The following is a 16,948-nucleotide window of genomic DNA, read 5'->3' on the forward strand; positions in this document are numbered from 1 at the left end:
GCGACGATCACCCTCGCCGTCGTCGAGGACGCTGCCGGCCACCGGTACGCGGCGCCGCTCGTCGTGGACGGAGCCCGCGTCCGGCGCGCGCGTCCGGGCGACGGAGCGGCGCTCGCGCTGGTGAAGGCGCTCGGACGCGGGTCCGACGCGTCGTTCGGCTTCTCGCGCTGGGACGGTCACGCGGTCACCGAGGAGCGGGCGATCGACGTCGACCAGAGCAACGAGTCGGTGATCGTCAGCGGACCCGACGGCGGCGCGGTCGTGAAGTGGGTCGTGCGGGTGAGCCGGGACGGCGACCCCGCGCCCGAGCGCGTCGCGCGGCTGGTCAAGCACGGCTTCGACGCCATGCCGAGGCCGTGGGGCATGGCGCAGTGGTGCGCGGAGCCCGGTCGCCCGCCGGCTCTTCTCGCCATGGTCACGGCACTCGTGCCCGAAGCGCGCGACGGATGGGAGTGGGCGGTCGAGGACGCCCGGGCGTACGCGTCCGGCGCGGCGACGCTCGACGACTCGGCCACGACACCCGGAGCCACGCTCGGCAGGATCGTGGCGACCATGCACCTCGGTCTCGCGGACGAGGACACCCCGCTGGCCGACAGCGAGCGCGCGGCCGCCTGGAAGGCCGACGCGCTCGAGACCTTGGACGACGCGCTCACGCTGATGGACGGCGACGAGCTGGCCCGCCTCACGCGCCACGCCGACGCGCTCCGGGCCGAGCTCAGCGCCCTCGGCGACGCGGCCGGGACACCTCTCGTGCCGGTGCACGGCGACCTCCACGTAGGCCAGGTCCTGCGCGGGGCCGACGGCTCCTACCGCGTCACCGACTTCGATGGGAACCCCGTCGCCTCCCCCGCCGAGCGCCTCGCGCCGCAACCGGCCGCCGTCGACGTCGCCGGCATGGCCCAGAGCCTCGACCACGTCGCGTACGTGGTGCTGCACCGCACCCCCGGCGTCGACGCCGAGGCGGTCGAGCGCTGGCGTACGACGGTGGTCGACGCCTTCCTCTCCGCCTACCGTGAGACGCTGGCGGACGCCGGACGCGCCGAGCTGCTCGACGAGCGGCTGATGACGCCGTTCCGGACGCGGCAGGTGTGCCGCGAGTACGTGTACGCAGGGCGGCACCTCCCGCACTGGCGCTACGTGCCCGACCGCGCCGTACGGGCACGCTTCGAAGACCCTGCTGATCCCGTTGTGACGAAGGATGGTCCTGCCTGATGAACCCCGACGCGTTCGCCGCCGACCTCGCGGAGAAGCCCGCGCGCCTGGCCGAGCTCGCCGACGCCCTCGAGAGCGACGACCCGTGGTCGCCGCTCGGTCTCGAGGCGGCCACCGCCGACCTCGTCTTCCTGGGGATGGGCTCGTCGCACTACGCGTCCAGCGTGGCGGCCGCCCGGTTGCGCGCGCAGGGCGTGCGCGCGGTGGCAGAGCTCGCCAGCAGCGACCTGCTCCCCCGCACCGGTCCCGGCACGACCGTCGTCGCGGTGTCGGCCTCCGGTGGGTCGCGCGAGACCCTCGACGCGCTCGACCGGCTCGGTGACTCCGGGGCGCGGGTCGTGGGGATGACGAACACCGACGCGTCCGCGCTGGCCGAGCGGGCCGACGTCGTCGTGCCCATGCTCGCCGGCAAGGAGCAGGGCGGCGTCGCGTGCCGCTCGTTCCAGCACACGCTCGCGCTGCTCCTCACGCTCGAGGCCGGCCTGACGGGTCGACCGCGGCCGAGCGCCCTGGTGCGCGCGGCGGCCGACGCCTCTGCCGACCTGCTCGAGCGCGAGTCGGCGTGGCTTCCCGCGGTGACGGAGGCGGCGCTCGGCCCGGACGGCACCCACCTGGCCGCGCCGGCCAGGCGGTTCAGCTCGGCCCAGCAGTCGGCACTCATGCTCCGCGAAGGTCCGCGCCTGGCCGCGATCGGCTGCGAGACCGGGGACTGGGCGCACGTCGACGTCTACCTCACCAAGAACACCGACTATCGTCTCGTCCTCTTCGGCGGCTCGCGCTGGACCGACGGCGTCCGGGAGTGGACAGACCCACGGGGCACCACGATCGTGTCGGTCGGCGAGGAGCTGCCGACGGCTGCGGTGACCGTGCGCTACCGCGGTGACGAGGACGACGACGTCCGGCTGCTGAGCGAGACCCTCGTGATGGAGCTCGCCGCCGCGCGACGGTGGCAGGCGCAGGCCTGACTCGCCGCCGAGCGCGTCCCGGCACGACGAGGCGCCCCGACCGGTACGCCGGCAGGGCGCCTCGTCGCCTCCCTGGGATCTAGTGCGGCTGGTCCGCGATCGCGAACTGGACGTTGCCCTCCGGCGTCACCTGCGCGTCGAGGATCTTGTCGGCCAGCACCTGCGAGGCGGCGTCCTCGAGGTAGACCTTCGCGTCGCCGGACTCGACGAGCGTGTCTCCCGGCTCTCCGGCCAGGACCGCGGTGATGGCGAAGCCCTCCGGGTTCGGTCCGCTGATGCGCAGACCCCCGTTCTCGGACGGGACCTGGCTGTTGACCAGAGTCGTGACGATGTCGCTGGCGTTCTCGGTGAGGGTGAGCACGAGCTCTCCTTCCGTGGCGGTCAGATCTCTCCACCCTCCGTCGCGAGGCGCGCCCGTTCAAGGCTGCCCGAGGACACCGACCGATCCCCCGGTTTTGCCACGAGCGGCGTCGGGCGCAGGCTAACGTGTCAAAACTGGCGCAAATCGGACGCTCGGAGGTTCCCATGAGCACCCTGCGGACGCGCGTAGGCGCCGCCACCGCGGTGGGCGGACTGGTCCTGACCGGACTCGCCGCCGCCACGACGACGACCGCCTCGGCCGACACGACCCGTACGACCGCCGACGCCCAGCAGACGGCGTCGGCGACGGCGAAGCGGGTGCCGACCCGCTTCACGAACTGCACCAAGCTCCGGAAGAAGTGGCCCCATGGTGTCGGCCGCAGGAACGCCCGCGACAAGACCACGGGCGAGCCGGTGACCACCTTCAAGCGCTCGAACCGCATCTACAAGCGGGCCATGAGGTACAACCGCGACCTGGACCGCGACAGGGACAAGATCGCCTGCGAGAAGCGCTGACGGGCCTGTGGGGTCGGGTCCGGGGCGCTACTCCGGGTGCGCCAGCCTCGTGCGCGACAGGAACGCGTCGGGGCTACGCGACTCGAGGAGCTCGACGAGGACGCCGTCACGGCTCGTGCCGTAGCAGACGGCCGCGATGCCACCGCTGGACTCGGTGACGTCGTGGTGCCACCGCGTCCCCTCGAGCGTGGCCCGCACACCGTCGATGCCGTCGACGTCCAGACAGAGGTGGTTGACGCCGAGGTCGACAGGCCGCGCGGGCGAGCCGGACGCACCGCCGAGCACCTCGACGGCGACCGGGCCCGGCACCGGCGGCAGCGCGTGCGCGTCGGCGTCACCCACCCGTACGAGAACTCCGACGAGCCCGCTCGGGCCGTCGGTCGCGACCAGCGTCACGGGCGTCCCGTCCGGACAGGTCACGCACCGCTCCCCCGCCGCCGTGCCTCCGACGGCGAGGGCACGCGCGCGCGTGGCGTCGGGGTCCGGCGAGGCCCAGACGAGCCCTTTCACGCCCGGTGCCTGTGGCTCGCGCACCGCCGGTGTCGGCGACGCGAACGCGAAGAGCTCCATGAACGCCGCGTCGGTGCGCAGCAGAACGACCTCGGCCGCCGTGCCCTCGGTCGCCAGCGACTCGTCGGCGGGCGCCGTCCCGACCGGCCACCCGAAGGCGCCGTGCTCGGCCGCTCCGAGGCCGTCGACCCAGAACCGGCGCGCGGCCTCGAGATCGGCGACGCTGACGCCCACATGGTTGAGGGCGACCACGCGCCCGGCATTGTCCATGGGCGGGAATCTATCGCCCCGCGCGACCGGCTCCGTCGACCAAGGCATCGAGCGCGAAGGCGAAGCGAGCCTCGGGGTCTGCCGCTCCCCCGGTGACGGCTGCGCTCAGCAGGGGGAAGCGGTCGGGATCGATCGTCAGGTCACCGACCGAGGCCGACGGGTCCTCCTGCGTCGCCACCTGCCCGATGACCAGAGCAGTCGTCGCGTGGAGGAGCCGCAGACCGGTGACGGGATCGAGCCCGGCGCGCCCGAGCGCCTCGAGAACGCCTTCCATCGCCTCCGACGTCGCCTCCGTCAACGCCGGACGCGTCGCGAGGAGCGGGGTGACCGACGGGTGAGCGAGGAGCGCCTCCCGCAGGTCGTACGCGTAGGTCTTGACCATGGTCTGCCATCGATCGGCGTCCGGCGGCACCCGCACCGCCTCCAGGACGACCCGCTCGACGATGCCGTCGAGCAGCGCCTGCTTGCTGGGCACGTAGTGGTAGAGCGTCATCGCCTCGACACCCAGCTCCGCCGCGAGCCGTCGCATCGTCAGTGCACCGGCGCCGTCGCGCGCCACCATGGCCATCGCCGTGTCGAGCACACGTCCGGCGTCGAGCCCGGCCCGCTCTCCCCGCCGCCGTCGCGCGCCCACGTTTCCTCCGTTGATTCTTCTTACGGTGTATGAATAGGATGCCACAGTCTTACAGCGTATGAATGACAACGAATGGGGGAAGCTCATGTCCACCTCTCTCCGCGACGCCCGACGAGCACCGGCGAGACGCCACCGGCAGGTCCGCGACGCTGCGTTCCTCGGGCTCGCGCTCCAGGTCCTCGTGACGGCCCTCCCGGTGCTCGACCTCGCGTTCTTCGGCACCCTCGACGCCCACGTCCGGGAGGCCTACCCGGCGTGGCCGGACTCAGAGGTCGCCGCCGACCGGAACGCGATCGCGTGGGGACTCGTGATCATCGGCGTGCTCGGGACGGCCGGGTGGCTCCTGACCGCACTGGTCGCGTCACGCGGTCGCGCCGTACGGGCCGTGGTGACGACCCTGTTCGTCACGGGCACGTGCGTCACGCTCTACGCAGCAACGCTGAGCGGCGACGCGTACGACCTGGTCGTGCCGCTGTGGCTGGGCATCCCCACGGTCGCGCTCCCGCTGCTCGCCGGCGTCACGGCCACCCTCGCCGCGTGGTGGCCCGCCGACTGACGCGGCCGCGGGGGGGGGGGGGGGGGGGGGGGGGGGGGGGGGGGGGGGGGGGGGGGGGGGGGGGGGGGGGGGGGGGGGCGGGGCGGGGGGGGGGGGGGGGGGGCGCGGGGGGCGCCCCGCCCGCGCCGGGGCCCCGCGCCCCCCCCCCCCCCCCGCCCCCCCCCCCCCCGCCGCTCGTCAGTGCGGGTGGAGCGAGTCGTACGCGTCGCAGGCGTGGGCGTACGCCTCGGCGACGACCCGCGGGTCGTGCCACCAGTACGGACGCGTCACGGCACGGTCGGCACGCTCGCTCACCCTCGTCGCCGGCCGCGGTGCGCCCGGCGCCTTGGGAGCCTTCGCGCGGGTGGTGAACGGGCGCATCAGCTCGTCGCGGGTGTGGGCCCTGCCTCCGACCATCGTCAGCTCCACGCGAGCCGCTGCATCGATGTCGCGCAGCGGGTTGCCGCGGACGCCGATCAGGTCGGCGACCTTGCCCGGCTCCAACGTGCCGACGTCGTCGGCGACACCGAGGTAGCGCGCGGGGTTGACGATCGCGGCCCGCAGCGCGTCGTACGGGGACCACCCGTAGCCGACCATCTCCTGGAGGTTGGCGTGGACGCCGAGACCAGGACTGTCGAGCGGCGCGTCGGTGCCGACGAGCACGAGGCCACCGGCGTCGGCGATCCGCTTCATCGTCTGCACCTCGCGGCACGGAGCCGTCGCGCACCCCGGGTCGCTGGGGTCGGTGACGTTGTCGGCGACCGAGTCGAGGATCGCCGACCGCTTCCACGACGGCCAGAGCGGCAGCCGCGGGTCGGAGGCGATCTCGTCCCTGGAGAGGAAGTCCGAGGTGAACAGCGTCGTGGTGACGTTGCGCCGCCCCTTGCCGTACATCGTCGGGACGTCCTCGTAGCTCCGGCCCGTCGCGGTGATGGTCCGGGCGAACCCGAGCCGCTGGGTCGCGGCCAGGTGCGTCGTCCCGTCCTGCCCGATCAGGGCGCCTGGAGACAGGTAGTGCGACTCCGAGCGCAGGCCCAGGCGGTGGGCGAAGTCGACCACCGTCTTCATCCGGTCCGCCGGCAGCCGGACGTACGTCTTCAGGAAGTCGTAGTCGAGCGCCTTGACGCGGGTGAGCTCGCGGGCGACGTCCTCGTCGCTCTTCGTCGGCCGCATGAAGTTGTAGTACACGCGCGAGCCGTCGATCGGCTCTCCCGTCGCGTAGAACCGCGGACCGACCCGTGCACCGGAGTCGAGCGCCTCGCGGTCCTCGATCGCGCGGTACACCTGGTCCCCGACCGACAGCGTCGACGTGATGCCGTACGCGAGGTTGATCCTGCCCTGCCGGTCACCGAAGAAGCGGGACTCGTACTCCTGGTGGACGTGGGAGTCCATGAGGCCGGGCATGATCGTCAGGTCTGAGGCGTCGACCACCTGCGCGCCGCGGTGCTGCCGGCGGTCGTGCCGGGCGATGCTGCGGATCCGGTTGTCGACGACGGTGATGTCGACGTCGCGTCGGAGCTGCTTCTGCTCACCGTCCCAGAAGGCACCCGCGTGGACGATCGTTCGGCCGCGGGCGACCTCGGGGCGGAACGACAGCGGGACGGACAGCGTACGGGCGCGGCCGGTACGGGCGTCGGCGAGCCGCAGCTTGCCGTTGCTCAGGTAGAGCAGCCGGCGCGAGTCGCCGCTCCACGACGGCGCGTCCGCGACCTCCCCGTTGACCTGACGCGGAGGGCCGGTGGGCGTCCCGTCGGCCGCGACGGGCATCACACGCAGCGTCGACTGGACCACGAAGGCCATGCGCGTGCCGTCCGGCGACCAGACGGGACCGTCGTCGCCGCGGGTCGAGAGCGAGTCGTGCGCGTCGCCCGGCGGGTGGAACGTCTGCTCACCGGTCGCGACGTCGACGGTGAGGATCTGGCTGGTCCCCTCGCGGAAGCGCTGCGAGTACTGCTTCACCGCGGCGAACGCGAGCGTCTTGCCGTCCGCCGACCACGACGGCCGCCCGGGCCCGAACAGCGACGGAACCAGCTCGCGTACGGAGCCGGACGCCACGTCCAGCACGTACGTCGCGCCGCGCTGGTCCTGGAAGGCGACCTGCGTGCCGTCCGGCGAGAAGACGCCGGAGACCTCGGCGGAGTCCAGCGCGGTGAGCCTGCGCTCGCTGCCGGAGCGGAGGTCACGCAGGTAGAGGTCCTCGGTCCCCGCCTTGTCGGAGGAGTAGAGGAGCTTGCGCCCGTCGGGCGAGAACGTCGGGTTGACCTCGTGGAAGGCGTCGTCGGTCAGCTGCCGCGGTCGTCCGCCGATCGGCATCAGCCACAGGTCGTTGAGCGCGACGAACACGACCGACCGGCCGTCCGGCGAGAGCTGGGGGGTGAGCACGCCCTTGACCTGGCTCCTGGCGCGGGAGTCGAAGTCGTGCTCCTTGAGGCGGTAGTCGGCACCCCGGAGGCGCACCGTCGCCGAGAACGGGATCTCCTCGGCCTCTCCCCCGTCGGTCGAGACCTGGCGGATCTTGCCGTCGGCGGAGTAGAGCAGCGTGTCGTCGTCCACCCACTCGGGGGTGAAGAGGAAGACGTCCGACCCCTCGGTGACCGGTTCGCCGTCCACCATCAGGTCCGACCGGGTGCCCTGCTGCTCGACGTACGCGACCCGTTCGCCGTCGGGCGCCATCGCGGGCGCCTGCAACGTCACCCCGGCGGCCGGAGCCGGCACGAGGACCTCCGTCGTGCCGTCGCGACCGGCAGCCGCGATCGTCGCGTCGGCCACGTGGACGACACGCTCGCCGTCCGGTGACCACGAGGGCGTGTGCTCCTGGCCCGGCCCGGAGGTCCAGCGCGTGAGCTCCCCGGTCGCGATCTCGAGCGACCAGATGTCGTACGTGCCGCCGCGGTCGGACGAGAACGCGACGTGCTCACCGTCGGGCGACCACCGCGGCTCGCGGTCGTCGTACCCACCGGTCGTCAGCTGTGTCGGGTTGCTGCCGTCGGCGTCGGCGGACCAGACGTGGAACCGGCCGTCACGGTAGGACTGGAAGACGAGCCGCCCGTCCGGGCCCACGTCGGGCCGTGCGGTCTCGAGGAGCGGGTCGGTGAGCCGCTCGGCCTTTCCGCCTCCCTCCGGGACGCGGTAGAGCATCCCGTGGAGATCCATCACCAGGCTGCCGTCCGGCGCGGCGGCGACGGCGAGGTTGGTCCCCTCGTCGAGGGTGACGTTGGTCGTCTGGGGCAAGGGTGGTCTGGTCGGGTCGGCTTGGGCACTCAGAGCAGGTGCCGCGCCCAGCGCCAGTACGGCGCCTGCGACGGCCAGCGTGCGTCGCGCCGTTGCTCGATTGCCCCCTCCCCTCGCTCGCTGGTGCATCCGTAACTCCCCCTTGGGCTGGTTGAGTGAGACAACGGCATGCTCTCCAGCGCGCTAGCAGACCGCTCTGCGCTGCGAGGGTGAATGAGACGGGCGGTGCACTCCCTGAGGCGAGCGGTCGCTCTGACGTGACGAGCGGTACCGCCTATCGAGGCTCCTTGCCGGCGCCGCGAAGGAGCCGGTGCGCGGCCTCAGCGAGGTAAGCCGCGAACTCCTGAGGCTCCTCGACCGTGAACTCCAGGTCGGCGAGCACGAGGACCGTCGCCAGCCACTCGTACGAGTCGACGTGCGCCTCGTACCGGCACGTGTCCGCGTCGACGGGTTCGAGAGACCCGTCGACGCGGTAGAGACGCGCGGCCGCCTCACGGGCCGACGCGTGCAAGGTCAGGACCACACGACGCGTGGGTGCCGGGCGGACGCGATCCTGCAGGTAGCCTGCGAGATCCTCTGCGGGCGGCGTACGGGGTCGGAACGTCGACTCCAGCGGGCGCGGGTCGACCAGGCGGTCGAGCCTGAAGCTGCGCCAGTCGCCACGACCGAGGTCCCACGCGAACAGGTACCAGCGTCCTCGTACGTGGAGGAGCCGTGCGGGCTCGACCTCCCTGCGTGAGGTGGCCTGGCGCGCCGTGTAGTCGAACGCGAGACGCCGCTGCGCCCTGATCACCGACGCGAGAGTCTGGAAGACCGCCGGGTCGGCGCGCTGCTGCTCGGTACGTCCGACCTCGACGGCGGCCAGGATCTCGTCGGCGCGGCGCCGCAGCGGGGCAGGCAGGATGCGCCGGAGCTTCGCGACCGCGCGCTCGGCGGCCTCCGCGTGCGCGTCGTCGCGCGTGCTTCCGGTGGCGGCGAGCCGCAGCCCGAGAACGGTGACGACCGCCTCGTCGTCCTCGAGCATGAGCGGCGGCAGTGCGCCCCCGGCGCGGAGGCGGTAGTGGCCTCCGGGGCCGCGGGTGCTCTCCACCGGGTAGCCCATCTGACGCAGGTGGTCGATGTCCCGACGGAGGGTTCGCCCGTGGGTCTCCATCGCGGCGGCGAGCTCGTCGGCCGGCCAGCGGCGACCGGACTGCAGGAGGGAGAGGAGCCGCAGCATGCGCTCGCGGGGAGCCGCCATCGTCCCTCCTCAGTTGTGGACACGATCTGTCCACAACTGAGCCTAGCGTGGAGACATGGCGAACCACCGCGGTCACTGGATCACCGTCGAAGGCGCACGGACGCACAATCTTCGTGACGTGTCGCTGCGCGTCCCCAAGCACCGCCTCACGGTGTTCACGGGTGTCTCGGGATCGGGCAAGTCCTCGCTGGCGTTCGACACGATCGCCGCCGAGGCGCAGCGACTCGTGACCGAGACCTACCCCGTGTTCGTCCGCAACCGGCTCCCTCAGCACTCCCCTGCCGACGTGGACCGGATCGACGGGCTCGTCTTCACGACGGTCGTCGACCAGCGTCGGTTCACCCCGAACGCCCGCTCGACGGTGGGCACGGCCAGCGACATCGCCCCCTTGCTGCGCATGCTGTTCTCGCGGATCGGGAGCCCGTCGGCGGGCTACTCCCCCGCGTACTCGTTCAACGACCCGAGCGGGATGTGCCCCCGTTGCGAGGGCCTGGGGGTCGTGGACGACATCGACCTCGACGAGCTGGTGGACCGTACGCGGAGCCTGCGCGAGGGCGCGATCCGGTTCCCCACGTTCGCGCCCGGCACCTACCGGTGGAAGCGCCTCGTCCATTCCGGTCTCGTCGATCCCGACACGCCCTTGTCGAGGGTCTCGCCGGCTCAGTGGGACGCGCTGATCCACGGCGAGGGCCTGCGCCTGAGCGACCCCGACCCGGAGTATCCCGACTCCGGCATCTTCGACGGAGTCGTGCCGCGCCTGCGCAAGACCTACCTGCGCAAGGCAACGTCACGGGTCACCGACGACGAGCAGGCGGCGCTCGACCGTGTGGTGACGCGTGCGCGCTGCGCGGCGTGCGACGGCACGCGGCTCAACGACGCGGCGCGGGCGAGCCTGGTCGACGGGCGTTCGATCGCCGACTGGTCGCGCCTGCCGGTCGCCGAGCTGCGGGCCGTCGTCCGCAAGGTCACCGATCTGTCCGTCGCCCCGCTCACCCGCGCGATCAACGAACGCCTCGACGCGCTCGACGCCGTCGGCCTCGGCTACCTCAGCCTGTCGCGCGACTCAGGGTCCCTCTCCGGGGGCGAGGCGCAGCGCGTCAAGATCGTGCGTCATCTCGGCAGCGCGCTCAGCGACGTCTGCTACGTGTTCGACGAGCCGAGCACCGGGCTGCACCCGCACGACGTCCACCGGCTGCTGCACCTGCTCAAGAGCCTGCGCGACCGGCACAACACCGTGCTCGTGGTCGAGCACCACTCCGCCGTCATCGCCGCGGCGGACCACGTCGTCGAACTGGGCCCGTCCGGCGGCGCGGAGGGAGGGCGGATCGAGCTCGAGGGAGACCCCGCCGCGCTCGCCGCCTCCGACACCGCCACGGGCAGGGCGATGCGCACGCCGGCGACCCTGCGGACCGCTCCACGCTGTCCCCGAGGCTGGGTCACGATCGCCCGCGCGTCCCGCCACAACCTCCGTGATGTCACCGTGGACGTGCCGCTGGGGGTGCTGACGGTCGTCTCCGGCGTGGCGGGATCCGGGAAGAGCACGCTGTTCGCGGGCGAGCTGCCGCGGCAGCACCCGGAGTTCGTCACCGTCGACCAGACGCCGCTGCGCGGAGGCGTACGTTCGACGCCGCTCACGGTCCTCCGGGTCGCGGAGGCGGTCCGCCAGGCATACGGCGCCGCCACCGGACTGTCGCCGTCCTGGTTCAGCGCCAACGCCCGCGGCGCGTGCCCGGTGTGCCGTGGCAAGGGGTTCCTCGTCACCGACCTGGCCTTCCTCGACGACGTCCGTACCCCGTGCGACGCATGTGCGGGGACGCGCTTCAACACCACCGCCCGGCAGGCGACGCTGCGGGGTCGTAGCATCGCCGACCTCCTGGCGATGAGCCCCGCGGAGGCGGCCGACGTGCTCGACGACCACGAGGACGTCGTACGTCGGCTGAGGTGGCTCGACAAAGTCGGGTTGGGCTACGTGGCCGTCGGGCAGAGCGTCGACACGCTCTCCGGCGGTGAACGGCAGCGACTCCTCCTCGCCCGGCACCTCGGCGAGACCACCTCCCCCGCCGAGACACGACTCGTCCTCGACGAGCCGACCGTGGGCCTGCACAGCGAGGACGTCGACCGGCTCCTCGCGCTCTTCGACGAGCTCGTCGACGCCGGTGCCACGCTGGTCGTCATCGAGCACGACCAGCGGGTCGTCGCGCACGCCGACCATGTCGTCGACGTCGGACCCGGTGCAGGGCAGGACGGCGGGACGATCGTCTTCGAGGGGGCGCCGCGCGACGTGCTCGACCACCCGCGCTCGGTCACCGGTCGCTACCTCCGCACGGCTGTGCAGAGGTAGCGACCGCCACGCGGGTCACATCCGGCCGCGCGGCGGAACGGCCCGCTCGTCGAGCCGGCGGACAGATTCCCGCACCGCCCCGTGCAGCATGATCTCGAGGTCGCCGACCAAGCGGTACGGGTGCTCGACCATGCCCTCCGACACCCACCGCAGCACGACCGCGAGCACCGCTGAGGTGTAGAAGTCGACGACCAGGACGCGGTCGTGCGGGTCCACGGGGCCGCCGCCCTCCTCGTCCACCACGGCCTCGGTGATGGGCCGCATCTGCCCGAAGAGGAAGCGCTCGAGGCCGGACCGGCCCAGACCGTCGAGCACGGCGAGCGTCGACGTACGGTTTTCGCGCATGTACAGCAGCAGCCGCACCAGACCGTCCGCCCAGCCGTGCTCGGAGGCGAAGGCCCGGACCTGGGCGGCGACGTCGGTCTCGAAGACCCAGACGGCGAGGTGGCGCACGTCCGGGAAGTGGTAGTAGAAGGCCTGTCGCGTCAGGCCGCAGTCCCGCGTCAGCTCGGTGACCGTCACCTTGTCGAGCGGCTCGGTACGCAGCCGGACCTTCAGCGCGGCGGCGAGCGCGTCACGCGCGCCTGCCCGCCGCGGTCGCTCGGCACCCTCGTCGGCCATGCCTCACCGTACGGCCGGGCGTCCCTAGACACATCGCGGCAGATGTCTAATGACTCCCCCGAACCCCCGACTTACCTTGGATGACGGGCGGAACGCAGCCTGCGGGCCGCGACGGAGGGAGGTCTCATGTTCTTGTTCGAATCCATCCCCTGGTATTCGTGGGCGATGTGGGTCGTCGTTCTCGTCGCCCTCATCGCGCTCAACGAGGTGACGCGCCGCTGGAGGTGGGCCGGGCTGGCCTTCTTCGTGGCGCTGCCGCTCGTGCTCACCGTGTTCGTGTGGCCGCACACGGCGGGCGCGGACTCATCCACCGGCACCTGGTTCCACTGGGTGAAGGTGTACTCCGCACTGGCGGGCTGCTTGGGCTTCATGCTCATCCGGTACGTCCCGCGTCTGGCGAAGAACAAGTGGATGCTGACGTTCCCTGCGCTGATCCTGGCGATCAACATCGCCGAGGCGGTCATCCGCGACTTCCAGGTGGCAGGCCTGCAGGGCATGCACGACGGCGTCTTCATGGTGGGCGGCTCGTGGAACTACATGAACGGCATCGCCGGGATCCTCAACCTGCTCACCATCTGCGGTTGGGCCGGCATCATCGTCTCGCGCGACAAGTCCAAGGACATGATCTGGCCCGACATGATGTGGTTCTGGATCATCGCGTACGACCTGTGGAACTTCGCCTACGTCTACAACTGCGTCGGTGACCACGCCTTCTACGCCGGTGCGGCACTGCTCATCTCCTGCACCATCCCGGCCTTCTTCATCAAGAAGGGCGCCTGGCTGCAGCACCGTGCCCACACGCTGGCGCTGTGGATGATGTTCACGATGGCCGTCCCCACGTTCGTGACCTCGTCGCCGTTCGCCGTGGACTCGTCGCACAACCCGACCGCGCTGTTCCTCGTGTCGGCGCTGTCGCTGGCCGCTAACGTCGCGGTCGCGGTCTACCAGGTGTTCACCATCGTCAAGCTGCGCCGCAACCCGCTGCGCGACGAGCTGTACACCGACCTTCGGTCGTACCGCGAGGTGCGTGCGGCGAACCTTCCCGCCGCGTCGCCGGCGGTGGCGCCGCAGTCCCGTGCGGCGGAGCACGCGGTCACGACCTGAGCACCACGCCCGGTCGTGATCAGCGACCGGCGTGCGCTCATCGGCCGCTACCTCCGTCACGGCCGTACGGAGGTAGCGGCCGCCCCCCGATCTCAGCGCGGCCGAGCGGGCAGAGCCAGCCCGGTGACGAGCGCCGAGACGACGGCAGCGATCGCCACCACGGCAAAGGCCGACGTGTAGCCCGAGACGCTCTGGCTCGCCAGGCTCGCAGCAGCGACGCTGGAGACCACCGCCGCTCCGAGCGACGCACCGAACTCGTGGAACGTCGAGACGATCCCCGACGCGATGCCCGCCTCGTGCGGGGCCACCATGCCGAGCGCGGTCGCGGACGCGACGACGAAGAGCACGCCGAGCCCGGCGGCCGCGACGCAGATGCCGACCACGACACCGGCCGTCGTGGTCCAGACGGCAGCGACGCCCAGGCCTGCCGCGGCGACGAGCATGCCCGCGACCCCCAGGACGCGCCCGCCGGTACGGCCGATGACGCGGCCGCCGACCTGGGCACCCGCCATGGTCGCCAGGGCGACCGGGAGGAACAGCAGCCCCGTCCTCAGCGCGCCGAGGTCGGCGCGCCCCTGCAGGAAGAACGAGCCGAGGAAGAACACCGCGACCATCAGCGCGGTGGCCACCGCGATGACGAAGATGCCGGAGGCGACCGGCCTCCGTACGAGCAGGCCCAGGTCCATGAGCGGGGCCGCCGCGACCCGCTGCCAGAGACCGAAGGCGACGTACAGGACGGCGGCGACGGCGAACAGGGTCAGGGTTCGCGGCTCCAGCCAGCCGTCGTCCCCGGCGTCGATCATCGCGTAGATCAGCGTGCCGGTCGCGGCGGTGACGAGCAGCGCGCCGAGGACGTCGGGTCGCCGGGACCGCGTGGCCTGCTCCGCGGCCGGCAGCGGTGGCAGCACCCGCAGCAGCACGACGAGCACGACGGCGCCCACCGGGACGTTGACGAAGAACACCCACGGCCACCCTGGCCCGGCGACGAGGACGCCGCCGACCAGCACACCCACCGCTGCCCCGCCGCCGCCGAGCGCCGACCAGATACCCAGTGCACGGTTACGTTCGTCGCCTTCAAAGAGGCGCACGACCACCGAGAGCGCCGCGGGTGACAGCATCGCCGCTCCCAGACCCTGCCCCACCCGGCCGGCGAGGACGACCACGCTCTCCTGCGCGGCGCCGGTGACGAGGGAGGCGATCGTAAAGACCGCGAGGCCCACGAAGACCAGGCCGCGCGGCCCGACGAGGTCGGCGAGACGGCCACCGAGGAGCATCAGGCCGCCGAAGGTGACGGTGTAGGCGCTGACGACCCAGGTCAGCTCTTCGCGTCCCAGCCCGAGGTCGACCCCCATGCTCGGGAGCGCGATCGCGACGACGGTGACGTCGAGGATGAGCATGAACTGCGCGACGCCGAGGAGGGCGAGTGCCAGCCAGCGGCGAGGGTACGGAGCGGGACCGGTGTCGGCCGCGCTGTCGGATCGAGGGGTGGAGGTCGCCATGACGCTCCTCCTTAAGTTGGACAGGCCTGTACGAGTAATTCCCTTGCTATCACAACTCGTACAGACGCGTCCAAGTTATTGCGACGCGCTCACCCCGACGGCGTCGCCTGCCCGAAGAGGACGCACCCGTCGCCGCGCTTGAGGTACACGAAGTGGAGGGCTTCGGTGCGCCCCGTCTTCAGATCGACGACCAGCCCGTCGTACGTGATGCGGCTGCCGGCGACACGCGAGATGTTGCCGACGCCGTCGTAGGAGTTCCACGGGACGAGCACTCCGGCGTCGTCGATCGAGGACGTCCCGGAGGTGGCGAAACCTCCGGCGAAGACGGGCCCCGCCTGAATCGAGCCGCCGGCGCAGTAGGTGCTGATGCTGCCCACCGGCGTCTTCACCGTGCGCCACTGCGCGTCGGTGGGATGGACCGCGGACAGCGCGACCGCACCGGGTCCACGCGGCCCGGTAGCCCCGCGCGTGCCCGTCGCACCGCGGGGACCTGCCGGCCCACGGACGGCGACCGCCTTTTTCGACGTCTTCCTCGGACACTTCCCCTTCGCGTCAGCGGAGCGGACGACGCCCTTGCTCGTCGTGCAGACCTTCACGGTCTTTGCGGAGGAGACGGCGACTGCGGTCGCCGTCCCCCCGAGGAGCAGACCCCCCACCGCGGCGGCTACCACCACGGCGGTCGTACGTGACTTCGTCATGGACGAAGCGTGGTCCGCCCGGCGGTCCCCTCCACTCGCGATTGCAGCCGCGCTGCAGGGACGTCGGGGCCGACTCAGATGTCGGTAGGCATCACCGCGGTGCCGTTCTTCATCCGCTCACGGAAGCTGCCCGTGGGGAACTCGCGATCCTTGAGCTTCTCCATGAACTCGCGCAGCGTGCGCGTCCCGTACGCGGGGGCGACGTGGTCGACGACCGACCAGTACTTCGCCGCCTCGAGGTAGTACGCGACCGGCGCGACCTTCTTGCTGTACCTGCCGATGCGGGTCAGACGCGCGATCTTCTTGTCCCACGTCGCCATGGGCACGACGTCCCACTGCTCGTCACGGCCGGTGATCTCGAACATCATCGCGCCGGCGTCCTTGAGCGTCACCACGTTCTCAGGGACCCACGGGCCACCGACCGGGAGGACGCGGCCCAGCGCCTCCGGCGAGAGCACCTGGTTGGTGAGGAACTCGGCGAGGTCCTCGCGCGCGATCGGGTTGACGACGTTGTACTCGCCGTGGTCGAAGATGCGGTAGGGCAGACCGTTCTTGACGTCACCGAAGGTCATCGACAGGTACGGGTAGTACGCGGTCGGTCGCACGATCGTCCAGGGAAGCGCGCCATGGTGCTGCCCCATGAGCTCGCCCTCGACCTGGAGCTTGTAGACCTGCGGGATCAGCTCGGGGCGGTACGCACCGTAGTCGCTCACCTGGATGAACTGCTGCACCTCGTGGGCGACGGACGAGCGGATGCCGTTCATGACGGCGTCGTAGTCGACCAGCTTGCACTCCGCCGCGTCGTTCGGGCGACGTCCGCTCAGCAGCGAGATCACCACGGACGTCGTGCCGGACGCGACCGCGTTCTCCACGTCCTCGGCACGCGTGGCGTCACCGACGATGATCTCGGCGTCGGCGAAGGCGGCGTCGTCCTTCACCGCAGCGTCGCGCGCCAGCACGGCCGGCTTGTACCCGCGGCGGGCGAGCTCGGGGACGAGCGCGCGACCGATGTAGCCGGTGCCGCCGAGGACGAGCACATGCTCACCGCTGCCCGAGCCCGTCGGGCCGGTCACGTACGTGTCGGAGGTGCTGGAGAGGAGACGCGTCCGCAGCTCACGGCTGCGCTGCTGCGCTGCATCGGCGTCGAGTGAAGTGATCGTGCTGTAGGCCATGCGCAGATCGTATATCCTATTGCGCTTCCTGTGACCCCCT

The 16,948-nt window shown here is 71.8% G+C and carries 15 protein-coding genes; 6 read left to right on the forward strand and 9 right to left on the reverse strand.

Going from position 1 to position 16,948, the window contains the following annotated elements; translation table 11 throughout:
• Positions 1-63 precede the first annotated feature (63 nt).
• Together NYZ95_RS18700 and NYZ95_RS18705 are read left to right on the forward strand one after the other, a co-directional pair.
• A complete protein-coding gene (locus NYZ95_RS18700; protein ID WP_262852854.1) occupies positions 64-1,212 on the forward strand; it encodes a hypothetical protein in 1,149 nt (382 codons plus the stop codon).
• The gene (locus NYZ95_RS18705) at positions 1,212-2,177 is read left to right on the forward strand and encodes an SIS domain-containing protein (protein WP_262852855.1); all 966 of its coding nucleotides are present in this window, start codon (positions 1,212-1,214) and stop codon (positions 2,175-2,177) included. Before NYZ95_RS18700 ends, NYZ95_RS18705 begins: the two co-directional genes overlap by 1 nt.
• A gap of 79 nt (positions 2,178-2,256) precedes the next feature.
• Here NYZ95_RS18705 and NYZ95_RS18710 read toward each other — a convergent pair whose 3' ends face one another.
• On the reverse strand, positions 2,257-2,538 hold the full coding sequence (locus tag NYZ95_RS18710) for a Fe-S cluster assembly protein HesB (protein ID WP_262852856.1): 282 nt from the start codon (positions 2,536-2,538) through the stop codon (positions 2,257-2,259).
• A gap of 164 nt (positions 2,539-2,702) precedes the next feature.
• Here NYZ95_RS18710 and NYZ95_RS18715 point away from each other — a divergent pair, with 164 nt between their 5' ends.
• Positions 2,703-3,053, forward strand: coding sequence for an excalibur calcium-binding domain-containing protein (locus tag NYZ95_RS18715; RefSeq protein WP_262852857.1), 351 nt, complete (start codon positions 2,703-2,705; stop codon positions 3,051-3,053).
• Between the two features lie 27 nt (positions 3,054-3,080).
• Here NYZ95_RS18715 and NYZ95_RS18720 read toward each other — a convergent pair whose 3' ends face one another.
• Positions 3,081-3,833 (reverse strand): VOC family protein, encoded by a 753-nt coding sequence (locus NYZ95_RS18720; protein WP_262852858.1) that lies wholly within the window; start codon positions 3,831-3,833, stop codon positions 3,081-3,083.
• 10 nt (positions 3,834-3,843) lie between these two features.
• Positions 3,844-4,467 (reverse strand): TetR/AcrR family transcriptional regulator C-terminal domain-containing protein, encoded by a 624-nt coding sequence (locus tag NYZ95_RS18725; RefSeq protein ID WP_262852859.1) that lies wholly within the window; start codon positions 4,465-4,467, stop codon positions 3,844-3,846.
• An 85-nt stretch (positions 4,468-4,552) separates the two neighbouring features.
• On the opposite strand from NYZ95_RS18725, the gene NYZ95_RS18730 reads away from it, so the two are divergent.
• Positions 4,553-5,023: a hypothetical protein gene (locus NYZ95_RS18730; RefSeq protein ID WP_262852860.1), complete on the forward strand. Its 471-nt coding sequence runs from the start codon at positions 4,553-4,555 to the stop codon at positions 5,021-5,023.
• Positions 5,024-5,200: 177 nt separating this feature from the next.
• Here the strand turns inward: NYZ95_RS18730 and NYZ95_RS18735 are convergent, their stop codons facing one another.
• Together NYZ95_RS18735 and NYZ95_RS18740 are read right to left on the reverse strand one after the other, a co-directional pair.
• Positions 5,201-8,233, reverse strand: coding sequence for an amidohydrolase family protein (locus NYZ95_RS18735; protein ID WP_262852861.1), 3,033 nt, complete (start codon positions 8,231-8,233; stop codon positions 5,201-5,203).
• Positions 8,234-8,507: 274 nt separating this feature from the next.
• The gene (locus tag NYZ95_RS18740; RefSeq protein WP_262852862.1) at positions 8,508-9,473 is read right to left on the reverse strand and encodes a helix-turn-helix transcriptional regulator; all 966 of its coding nucleotides are present in this window, start codon (positions 9,471-9,473) and stop codon (positions 8,508-8,510) included.
• A 55-nt stretch (positions 9,474-9,528) separates the two neighbouring features.
• Here NYZ95_RS18740 and NYZ95_RS18745 point away from each other — a divergent pair, with 55 nt between their 5' ends.
• Entirely contained in the window at positions 9,529-11,814 is a 2,286-nt protein-coding gene (locus NYZ95_RS18745) for an excinuclease ABC subunit UvrA (protein WP_262852863.1), read from the forward strand.
• 15 nt (positions 11,815-11,829) lie between these two features.
• On the opposite strand, the gene NYZ95_RS18750 is transcribed toward NYZ95_RS18745, so the two are convergent.
• On the reverse strand, positions 11,830-12,435 hold the full coding sequence (locus NYZ95_RS18750) for a TetR-like C-terminal domain-containing protein (protein ID WP_262852864.1): 606 nt from the start codon (positions 12,433-12,435) through the stop codon (positions 11,830-11,832).
• 126 nt (positions 12,436-12,561) lie between these two features.
• On the opposite strand from NYZ95_RS18750, the gene NYZ95_RS18755 reads away from it, so the two are divergent.
• A complete protein-coding gene (locus tag NYZ95_RS18755) occupies positions 12,562-13,539 on the forward strand; it encodes a DUF5692 family protein (RefSeq protein WP_262852865.1) in 978 nt (325 codons plus the stop codon).
• 92 nt (positions 13,540-13,631) lie between these two features.
• Here the strand turns inward: NYZ95_RS18755 and NYZ95_RS18760 are convergent, their stop codons facing one another.
• From NYZ95_RS18760 to NYZ95_RS18770, 3 genes are all read right to left on the reverse strand, one after another.
• Positions 13,632-15,038, reverse strand: a complete 1,407-nt coding sequence (locus NYZ95_RS18760) for an MFS transporter (protein WP_262852866.1) — start codon at positions 15,036-15,038, stop codon at positions 13,632-13,634.
• An 89-nt stretch (positions 15,039-15,127) separates the two neighbouring features.
• On the reverse strand, positions 15,128-15,736 hold the full coding sequence (locus tag NYZ95_RS18765) for a hypothetical protein (RefSeq protein ID WP_262852867.1): 609 nt from the start codon (positions 15,734-15,736) through the stop codon (positions 15,128-15,130).
• A 74-nt stretch (positions 15,737-15,810) separates the two neighbouring features.
• Entirely contained in the window at positions 15,811-16,908 is a 1,098-nt protein-coding gene (locus NYZ95_RS18770; RefSeq protein WP_262852868.1) for an NAD(P)H-binding protein, read from the reverse strand.
• Positions 16,909-16,948: the final 40 nt, after the last annotated feature.

This window comes from Mumia quercus (assembly GCF_025506335.1).
GTDB lineage: Bacteria > Actinomycetota > Actinomycetes > Propionibacteriales > Nocardioidaceae > Mumia > Mumia quercus.

Bases quoted from the DNA above. Each gene is read 5' to 3' on its own strand.
- NYZ95_RS18705 (WP_262852855.1), top strand. From the start codon at position 1,212: ATGAACCCCGACGCGTTCGCCGCCGACCTCGCGGAGAAGCCCGCGCGC.
- NYZ95_RS18715 (WP_262852857.1), top strand. From the start codon at position 2,703: ATGAGCACCCTGCGGACGCGCGTAGGCGCCGCCACCGCGGTGGGCGGA.
- NYZ95_RS18720 (WP_262852858.1), bottom strand. From the start codon at position 3,833: ATGGACAATGCCGGGCGCGTGGTCGCCCTCAACCATGTGGGCGTCAGC.
- NYZ95_RS18730 (WP_262852860.1), top strand. From the start codon at position 4,553: ATGTCCACCTCTCTCCGCGACGCCCGACGAGCACCGGCGAGACGCCAC.
- NYZ95_RS18740 (WP_262852862.1), bottom strand. From the start codon at position 9,473: ATGGCGGCTCCCCGCGAGCGCATGCTGCGGCTCCTCTCCCTCCTGCAG.
- NYZ95_RS18745 (WP_262852863.1), top strand. From the start codon at position 9,529: ATGGCGAACCACCGCGGTCACTGGATCACCGTCGAAGGCGCACGGACG.
- NYZ95_RS18750 (WP_262852864.1), bottom strand. From the start codon at position 12,435: ATGGCCGACGAGGGTGCCGAGCGACCGCGGCGGGCAGGCGCGCGTGAC.
- NYZ95_RS18755 (WP_262852865.1), top strand. From the start codon at position 12,562: ATGTTCTTGTTCGAATCCATCCCCTGGTATTCGTGGGCGATGTGGGTC.
- NYZ95_RS18760 (WP_262852866.1), bottom strand. From the start codon at position 15,038: ATGGCGACCTCCACCCCTCGATCCGACAGCGCGGCCGACACCGGTCCC.
- NYZ95_RS18765 (WP_262852867.1), bottom strand. From the start codon at position 15,736: ATGACGAAGTCACGTACGACCGCCGTGGTGGTAGCCGCCGCGGTGGGG.
- NYZ95_RS18770 (WP_262852868.1), bottom strand. From the start codon at position 16,908: ATGGCCTACAGCACGATCACTTCACTCGACGCCGATGCAGCGCAGCAG.